Source organism: Azohydromonas aeria (genome assembly GCF_009760915.1).
GTDB classification, from domain to species: Bacteria; Pseudomonadota; Gammaproteobacteria; order Burkholderiales; family Burkholderiaceae_C; genus Azohydromonas; species Azohydromonas aeria.
The window spans coordinates 1-1612 of record NZ_VIDQ01000194.1 but is presented as its reverse complement, the minus strand read 5'-3'; the positions used below and the strand labels follow the sequence as shown (position 1 = coordinate 1612).

At 75.9% G+C, this 1612-nt stretch carries 2 protein-coding genes; both read left to right on the top strand.

Going from position 1 to position 1612, the window contains the following annotated elements:
* The coding region (locus FJ694_RS36450) for an AI-2E family transporter (RefSeq protein WP_157272393.1) at positions 1–1201 on the top strand (1201 nt) is incomplete at its 5' end.
* 53 nt (positions 1202–1254) lie between these two features.
* Positions 1255–1612, top strand: a 358-nt coding sequence (locus tag FJ694_RS36445) for a hypothetical protein (RefSeq protein ID WP_157272392.1), incomplete at its 3' end; no start/stop codon positions are given.

Below are 1612 nucleotides of genomic sequence, written 5' to 3'. Positions count from 1 at the left end.
CGCCCTGCCGGCGCGGCCGCCGGCGCGGCCCCCGGCGCGTGCCGGGCTGCGCGCCGACGCGGCGGCGCTGGCCGCGGCGGCCGCCGCGGTGCCCACGCCCTGGCACGGCAGCCGCACGCTCAAGGGGCTGCTGGCCGTCGCCCTCATCTTCCTGCTGAAGCTGGCGCAGCCGCTGCTCGTGCCGATCGTCGTGGCGGTGGTGCTGACCTTCCTGATGGCGCCGCAGGTGCGCGCGCTGCGCCGCCACGGCGTGCCCGAGGTGCTGGGCGCGCTGGTGCTGGTGGCCTCGCTGCTGGGCGGCACGGTGCTGCTGGGCAGCGCGCTGGTGACGCCGGCGGCGCAGTGGTGGGAGCGCGCGCCCAGCGTGATGACGGCGCTGGAGCAGCAGATCGACCGCGTGCGCGCCTCCATCCCGATCCTGGCGCCGCCGCAGCGCCCGGCCGCGGCGCCGCGCAACGCGCCGCCGCCGGCCGACCCGCTCAAGGACAAGATCGCCAGCGAGGGCGTCACGCTCACGCGGCTGGTGCTGGCCAACCTGCTGAGCTTCGGCTTCTCGGCGGCCTCCACCGTGATCCTGCTGTACTTCCTGCTGGCCTCGGAGCACTGGATGCTCTCGCGCACGGTCGAGGCCATCCCGCGCCGGCGCACGCGCGCGCTGGTGGTGGCGGGCGTGCGCAGCGCGCAGCAGGAGATCGGCCAGTTCCTGGGTGCCTTGAGCATCATCAACCTGGGCGTGGCGCTGGTCACGGGCGCCGCCATGGCCTACATCGGGCTGCCCAACCCGGTGCTGTGGGGCACGGTGGTGGGGGTGCTGAACTTCATTCCCTACATCGGGCCGCTGCTGAGCACGCTGCTGCTGGGCACGGCCGGGCTGCTGAGCTTCGGCGGGTCGGCGCTGATGCTGGCGCCGCCGCTGGCCTTCATGCTCATCCACGCCGTGGAGGCCAACGTCATCAGCCCGCTGTTCGTGAGCAAGCGGCTGTCGCTGAGCCCGATCTCGGTGTTCCTGTCGGTGATGTTCTGGGGCTGGCTGTGGGGCGTGGCCGGCGCGATCCTGGCCGTGCCCATGCTCGTGGGCCTGCGCAGCGTGTGCAAGCGCAACCGCCGGCTGCGCCTGCTGTGCGTCTACCTCGAAGGCAGCCGCCGCCCGCCGCCCTCGCTGGCCTCGCTGCTGCGCCACAAGCGGCGGCGCAACGCCTGAGCCCGGCTTCCCTGCCCAGGGCACGCCGCCTGCTCGCTCAGCGGCTCGTCACCATGGCTTCGCAGCATTCCTCCTCCGGCCCGGCGCGGCCGCGCGAGCGCCGGCATGCCGAGCTCGAAGCGGAGCACCGCCACGCGCGCGTGCTGGTCCAGGCGCTGGGCCAGCCGCCCTGCGGCGGGCACCGCGTGCGCTGGCTCGACGACCCGGCGCCGGCGCTCGTCGAGGCCGTGGCGCGCACGCGCAGCCAGCTGCAGCTCGACCAGTCGCTGCTGCGCGATGCCCCGCCCGTGCTGCAGCAGGCGCTGCTGGCCGCGGCGCGGCGCGGCGTGCACCTGGCGCTGCGCGGCGGCGCCAGCCTGGCGCCGGGGGCCGACGCGCTGCGCCGCGCCGGCGCGCTGCTGGGCGTTCCCG